This is a genomic window from Geminicoccus flavidas (assembly GCF_009806515.1).
Taxonomy (GTDB): Bacteria; Pseudomonadota; Alphaproteobacteria; order Geminicoccales; family Geminicoccaceae; genus Geminicoccus; species Geminicoccus flavidus.
On sequence record NZ_WUJP01001033.1, the window covers coordinates 1 to 7,378 of the forward strand.

Sequence of the window (7,378 nt, forward strand, 5' to 3'; positions counted from 1 at the left end):
CAGGTCGGGCAGACGGTCCGTGCCGAAGCTCGCTAGAAAGGCCGAACGATCGATCGGCAGGGCGAGGAAGGCCGGGGCGTCGCTGCCGCGGGCGGAGTCCAGGATGGCGCGGCCGGCGGCCGGCGGGATGGTGCCGAGGCCCTGGGCCTGGAGCCGGTCATGCAGGTCGGCGCGCCCGGCCGCGGCACCGATCCGGTCCCAGGCGCCCCAGGCGATGCTGACCGCCGCAGCCCCCCGTTCCCGCCGGCGCCGCGCGATGGCGTCCAGCGCTAGGCTGGCGGCGACATGGGCGGCCTGGCCGGCTGAGCCGAACGTGCCCACGGCCGACGAGAACAGGATGAACGGGTCCGCGTCGGGCAGGCGCCGGTCCAGGAGGTCGGCGGCATCCACCTTGGCGCGCAGGACCTGCTCAAGGCTGCGCAGGTCCAGGCGGTCGAATGTGGCGTCGGCCAGCTGGCCGGCGGCATGGACGACACCGCGGATCGGCCCGCAACGGTCCAGGAGCGCAGCCAGTGCCGCGGGATCGGCCAGATCGCAGGCTTCCAGACGGAGCTCGACGCCGCGGGCGGACAAAGCGGCGAAACGGTCGTCACTGGCAGGCACAGTGCGGCCGACCAGCAGCAGGCGGCGGGCACCGGCATCCACCAGATGGTCGGCGATCACCGGCCCCAGGCCACCGAAGGCGCCGGTGACGAGATAGCAGGCGTCCGGATCGAGCGACGGCCGGCCGCCCTGCACCTGGACGGACGCCAGGCGCGGGACCAGGCGTTGCTGGCCCTTCCGGACGATCTCGGCCTCGCCTGCGAAGCTCTCCTCGGCCAGCGCCACCTCGGCTTCGGACGCATCGTCGGCGAGATCCAGGCAGCGTATGTCCAGTTCCGGCCGCTCGCGGCGCAGCGTGCGCGCCATGCCCCAGAGGGCAGCGGCACCCGGATCGGTCGCCGCGTTCGTAGTCTGCAGCACGATGCGGCGTGTGGTGGCAGGCAATGCGTGGACCGCCTCGACCAGGGCCATGCAGCGCCGGGCGATGCTGCCCTGGCCCGGGTCTGCCACGATCCGGACCGGCTGGTGTTGCCTGGCCAGGAGGACGGTCTGGCCGGGCAGGACGCCATGGAGGCCCGGCAGCTTCAGGACGTCGAAGCCTTCCTCGGCCAGCAAGGAAGTCCAGGCGGCTTCGGTGAGCAGCGGATAGGCCTGGCGCAGGTCGCGGTCGGCAAAGCGCCACCAGCCCTCGGTCAGGCCGAACACCAGGTCGATCCAGCCGCCCTGCGTGGTGCTTTCCAGCAGCACCAGGGAGCCGCCGGGACGCAGCGCCGACGCGGCATGGCGGAGGGCCTGGCGCAGGTCGGCGGTGGCGTGGAGAACATTGGCCGCGACGACGAGGTCGAACTGTCCCTCGGGGATGTCCTGCCCGGCGAGCGGCCGCTCGATGTCGAGCAGGCGGGTCTCCATTCCGGGGAAGCGGCTGGTCGCCTGCTCCAGGAAGCTCCGGGAAACGTCGGTGAACCAGTAGTCGGTCCGCTCTGGCCCGAGGCCCCCCAGGACAGCGGCGGTGGTGCCACCGGTGCCGGCGCCGATCTCCAGCACGCGCAGGCGGGCGGCCGGATGGGCGGCGAAGCGGGCGGCCAGCGCCACCAGCGCGTTGCCGGTTCGGTAGGCCGGGGCGTCCTGGTAGATCGCGGCAGGGCCGCCATCGGCAAACAGCACGGCCAGCGGATCGGCCTGGCCCTGCAGGATCGCGGGCAGCGCCTGGCCGCAGCGGTGCAGGAGGTCGAGTTCCGGCCCGTCCGGCGGGGGCTCGGTCGCAGCGGCATGGGCCGCCAGGACCTGGAGCTGGCGGTAGAGGGGCAGATGGCGCGCCACGACGGCCGATTCGGCCACCGCTTCGATCGCATGGTGGGCATAGCGGGCGGCCAGGGCATCCAGGCGGCGGCCGTGCTCGGCGCTGCCGGCAAGCGGTGCCGTGATCGCCGCGGCCTCGGCCAGGGTCGGCCCGGGCTCCCAGCGCACCGCGTGGAGCCAGTCCCGCCAAGTCTCGACCGGTGCAGCGGCGGGACGCAGTTCCAGCCGCTCGACTCGGGCGACCGGCTGGCCGGCTTCATCGAACAGGTCGAGCGTGGCCAGGGTCGCCCCGTCCCGCTCCGCCACCTGCGCGGATACCCAGCGCGCCGTTTCCAGCGGGCCGAACCGGTGGAAGGCGCCGATCCGGGCGGGGATCCGGGCGGCACCGCCGGCACCCAGATGAAGTGCTCCCACCGAGCGCAGCGCCGCGTCGAGCACGATCTCCGGGAGGGGCGATTCCAACCGCGCCAGCACCTGGCCGGGGCCGCGGCGGATCTGGCGCAGGGCATCATAGGTCGGGCCGAAGCGCAGGCCGGTCGCCTCGAGCCAGGCATGGAACGCGCCCGGATCCACCTGGTCGGGACAGGCGGCGTGCAGGCGGTCGAGATCGGCCGTCCCCGGGGCTGCTGCCGGCTCGCCCGGCCGGGCCTGCGCACAGAGCTGCCAGCCCTCGTCCTCGACAAAGCAGCGGATGGCCTGGCCCACCATCGTCCGGAGACGCCGCGGATGGCGGACCTCGACGGGTGCTGCGAACTCGATGTCGGCAAGGCTGCCGCCCTGGCCGGCGGCGGTGGTGGCGGCCGCCAGCCCCAGCAGGATCGCCGCCGCCGGCAGCAGCGGCCGGCCGTTCACCACATGCTCGGCGATGAGCGGCGCGGTCGGCCAGAGCTGGGTTTCCAGTACCGTTTCGCCGTCCGGATCACGGGCGGCGCGCGCGGTGGCGCCGGCAGTGTCCAGCCAGAAGCGCTGGCGCTGGAAGGGGTAGAGCGGCAGCGGCACATGCGGGCCGGCCGGGGCGTCGACGGCAGGATGGGGCGCCTGGCTGGGGACGGCCGTACTCAGATCGTCGGCGGAGAAGGCATGGATCCACCAGCGCAGCCGCGCGCGCTGGTGGGCGGCATTGCGGGCGAGCAGCGGGAATGACGCGGGGTCGGCGTCGAGGATCCGCCGGTACTTGGCCACCAGTGCCTGCAGCGCCGCCTCGGTATGCGCCGAGATCAGGAGGCCCGGGTTCGTTTCGTCACCGGCCACGGCCGGCGTGGCGGCCGGTGGTGGCGGGCCGACCAGCAGATGGGCGTTGGTGCCGCTGAAGCCGAAGCTGCTGATACCCACGGCGCGCGGTGGTGTGGCCGCGAACGCGACGGGCACGCGGATGTCGGTCCCGTCCAGCTCGATGTGCGGGTTCAGCCGCTCGAAATGGATCGAGGGCAGGATGGCGCCGCGCTCGGCCATCAGCGCCGCCTTGATCATGCCGGCCACCCCGGCCGCCGCCTCGGCATGGCCGATATTGCTCTTGACCGAGCCAACCCAGAGCGGCCGGTCGCGCCCGGCGAACACCCGGGCCAGGGCGTGCATCTCGATCGGATCGCCCAGGGCCGTGCCGGTGCCGTGCGCCTCGATCGCGTCGATCTCGCCGGGCTCCATCCCGGCATTGGCCAGCGCTGCGCGGATCACCGCCTCCTGGGCCGGACGGGATGGGGCGGTCAGCCCGGCGGAGCGGCCGTCCTGGCCCACGGCACTGCCGCGGATCACCGCGCGGATCCGGTCGCCGTCGCGGGTCGCGTCGCTCAGACGCTTGAGCACCAGGATGCCGCAGCCCTCGGCGCGCACGAACCCGTCGGCGCGGGCGTCGAACGCCTTGCAACGGCCGTCCGGGGCCAGCATCTGCATCCGGCCCAGCGTCTCGGCGCCGAACGGGGCGAGCGTCAGGTTGACGCCGCCGGCGATCGCCAAGTCGCATTCCCCGGCCCGCAGCGCCTGGATCGCCAGATGGGTGGCCACCAGTGACGAGGAGCAGGCGGTATCGACCACCAGGGCCGGCCCGGTCAGGCCCAGCGCATAGGCGAGCCGCCCGGCGGCGACACCCGGCGCACCGCCGGTGGCGGCATAGCCGTCCTCGCTGCGGGTCCCGGCATCGCCCAGGCGGCCATAATCAGCGGTGCAGATGCCGAGGAACACGCCGGTGCGGCTGCCTTCCAGCAGGTCGGCGCGGATTCCGGCATCCTCCAGCGCATGCCAGGCGACCTCCAGGACCAGGCGCTGCTGCGGGTCCATCGACGCCGCCTCGCGCGGGCTGATGCCGAAGAAGTCGGCGTCGAACCGGTCGACTCCGTCGAGAAAGCCGCCGAAGCGGGCGGGCGAGGCCGGGTCCGCGAGCTTCCAGCGCTCAGGCGGCGCCTCGCGCACGAGGTCCTGCCCTGCCGCCAGTGCCGCCCAGAAATCGTCAGGCGTGTCCGCGCCGGGAAAGCGCAGGCCGATGCCCAGGACCGCTGCAGGCGCACGCAGGCGCGCCTCGGCCGCGTCGAGCCTTGCCTGCATCTTCCCGAGCAGCCGCAGGGTCTGCTGCTTGATGCTGCGCTCGTCGTCCCGGCTCACGCGTCGTCCTTTGCCAGCATGCGCTCGAACCGCGCCAGTTCCTCGTCCAGCGCGGCGTCGTCGAGACTGTCCGGGTCGATGAGGGACGAGCGTACCGCATCCGCGGCGGCTGGCGCCGGCGGGTCGGCCGGCTCCTGCGACGCCACCAGGTCCAGCTCCGCCGCCAGATGGGCGACCAGGGCCTCCACGCTCGGGTGGTCGAACAGGAGGGTGGCCGACAGGCGGGCGCCGACGAGCTGCCCCAGCCGGTTGCGCAGCTCCAGGGCACCCAGGCTGTCCATGCCCTGGTCGGTCAGGGCCCGGCGGGGGTCGAGTGGCTGGCCGGGCGGCAGCAGTCGGGCGCAGGTCTCCATGACCTGCCGGCGGAGCGCCTCGAGCCCCAGGATTGCCGGCCGTTCCGGTGGCTCCGGTGCTTCCTCGGAGGTGGCAGGGGCTGCCTTGGACAGGAGCAGTTCTTCCAGCACGGGCGGGGCGGCCTTGGCACGGAACGCTTGCCAGTCGATCGGCAGCACGACCAGCTGGGCAGCGTCACGGTCCAGAGCCCGGTCCAGGGCACGGAGCGCGGTGGTGCGGTCGATCGTCCCGACGCCGATCCGGGCGAGGCGGGCATCGGCGCCACGCGCCACCGCGGCACCCTTGCCGGCCCAAGCAGCCCAGTCGATCGTGATGCCCCGGCCGGCCATGAAGGCGTCCAGTGCCGCCGATGCGGCGGTATGGCTCGCCTGGCCGGGCGAGCCCAGCACCGCGCCGGCGGACGAGAAGGCGAGGAACAGCTCCAACTCCGGCCAGGTGCTGGCGATCGCCCTGGCACCGGCCAGCTTCGCCTGGAGCGGGGCCGCGATCTCGCCGGGTGTCACGCCTGCGATCGCGCGGTCGGTGAGAACGCCGGCGGCGTGGATGACGCCGCGCAGGGGCGGCAGACGGTGCGCCGCGATGTAGTCGGCGACCCGTGCCAAGCTGGCAGGATCGGCCACGTCGCCGGTGATCGCACCGGGCAGGTCGGACGGCGTGCGGCCCAGCGTGAGCACGGCACCGGCACCCCGCTCACGCAGCCACTCGACCACGTCCGTGCCGATCCCGCCGCGTCCGCCGGTGACGAGATAGGTGCCGTCCGTGCGGATCGGGACCGGCCAGTCCGGGAGGAGGACGAGCTTGCCCAGATGCTCCGCCTGGCGCAGCGCAGCCAGTGCCTGTCCGGCATCCGCCAGCGGCCGGGTCGTGAGGGTCGGCAGGATTGACGGGTCGGCAGCGACAGCCGCCACCAGTTCGTGCAGGAGCCGGCCGAACGTGGCGGCATCCACCCGGTCCAGCTCCACGAGGTCATAGGCGATGTCCGGCCGGAGGCGGCGCACCTGCTCCGCGGCCAGCAGGTCAACCCGGCCGAGCTCGACGAAGCGGCCGCCCGGGCGAAGCAGGTCGAGGCTGGCGCGGCGCACCTCGCCCGCGACCGCACCAATGACGCGGTCCACCTGGCTGGTGGCGGCGAACGCGGTATCGCGGGACAAGTGGATCTCGGCAACGTCCTCGGCGCGCAGCCAGGCACAGCGCTCCTCGGTGCCGGCCGTGGCGACGACCTCGGCACCGGCGGCCCGGGCGAGGCGCAGGGCGAACTGGCCGACGCCGCCGGTGGCGCTGTGGATCAGGACGCGCTGGCCGGGCTCCAGGCCGCGCGTGGCATGCCAGGCGGTGACGCCGGCAACCGGTAGCGCAGCGCCCTGAGCTGCCGACAGCCCGGGCGGCAGCGGGACCACCAGGGCCTGGTCAGCCATCAGGTAGTGGGCGAGCGCGCCGCTGCCGACCGCGATCACCTTCTGGCCCAGCGCGATGCCCTGGACCTCGCTGCCAAGCGCCACCACCTCGCCGGCGCATTCGCCGCCCAGATGATCGGCAGGCACCAAGCCGCCGGCGATCAGCACGTCCTTGAAGTTCAGCCCGGCCGCCAGCACCCGGACCACGACCTGACCCGGCCCCGGATCTGGCCGGGGCAGCGGCTCGCGGCTGAGGTCGGGGCGGAGGCGCCAGGTGGCCGGCCTTGGCGGCAGTTCTTCCAGGCGTGCGCGCAAGCGGCGGCCGCCGCGCCAGGCCGTACGGTCCTCGGCATCGGCCAGCGCCATCTCGGCGGCCAGGGCTGCGGGATCCAGGGATTCCAGATCGACCGAGCGCGGCCGCAGCTCCGGATGCTCCAGGGCGAGGGTGCGGACGAAGCCGGTGATGGCAGCACCATCCGCCGAAGCGCGCTCATCGGCGGCGACGCTCTCGGCGGACAAGGTCGGCACCAGCAGGCGCGGCGGTGCCGCGCGTAGCGTCAATTCGCGGGCCAGTGCCGCGAGCTGGGCTACCGCCTCCTGTGCTGGCAGCCCGGCCAGGGCCGGTAGCGCCACGACCCCCTCGACCGGTCCGTCCGGCAACCGTTCTGCCCAGTCCAGGCCGAGCCTGGCCGCGATTCCGGCATCGCCGCCCAGCGCCAGCCAGGTCCCGGCCGGCGGGCGGACCGCGGTGAGAACTGCCTGGGCGCCAGCGTGGAAGACGGTGGCAGGTGCCACCAGGCCCGCTTCGCCGAACAGGTCCTGCCAGCGCTCCGCCGGCAGCAGCGGGTGGTCCGGGCGCAGCGGGTCGGCGAAGTTCCACCAGCCTTCGGTGGCGCCGAACACCAGGTCGAGGCGGGCGACGGAGGCGGTGCCTTCCACCAGCAGCAGGCGGCCGCCCGGAGCCAGCAGGCGGGTGATCTGCGCCAAAGCCTGGCGCAGGTCCGGAACGACATGGAGAACGTTGGCGGCGACGATCAGGTCGAAGCTGCCGGCCGCCAAGCCCTGAGCAAGCGGATCGCCGGTGATGTCGAGCAGGCCGGTGCGAAAGCCCGGGTGGCCGGCAAAGCGCGCTGCTGCCGCACCCAGGAAGGCGCTGCCGATGTCGGTGAACAGATAGCCGGCTTCCTTGGGCA

At 73.8% G+C, this 7,378-nt stretch carries 2 protein-coding genes; both read right to left on the reverse strand.

Going from position 1 to position 7,378, the window contains the following annotated elements; all coding sequences use genetic code 11:
• Positions 1 to 4,437 (reverse strand): SDR family NAD(P)-dependent oxidoreductase (locus EQG76_RS29620; protein ID WP_159718844.1); only part of this gene is annotated, 4,437 nt, incomplete at its 3' end.
• The coding region (locus EQG76_RS29625; protein ID WP_159718845.1) for a KR domain-containing protein at positions 4,434 to 7,378 on the reverse strand (2,945 nt) is incomplete at its 5' end. The genes EQG76_RS29625 and EQG76_RS29620, both read right to left, overlap by 4 nt.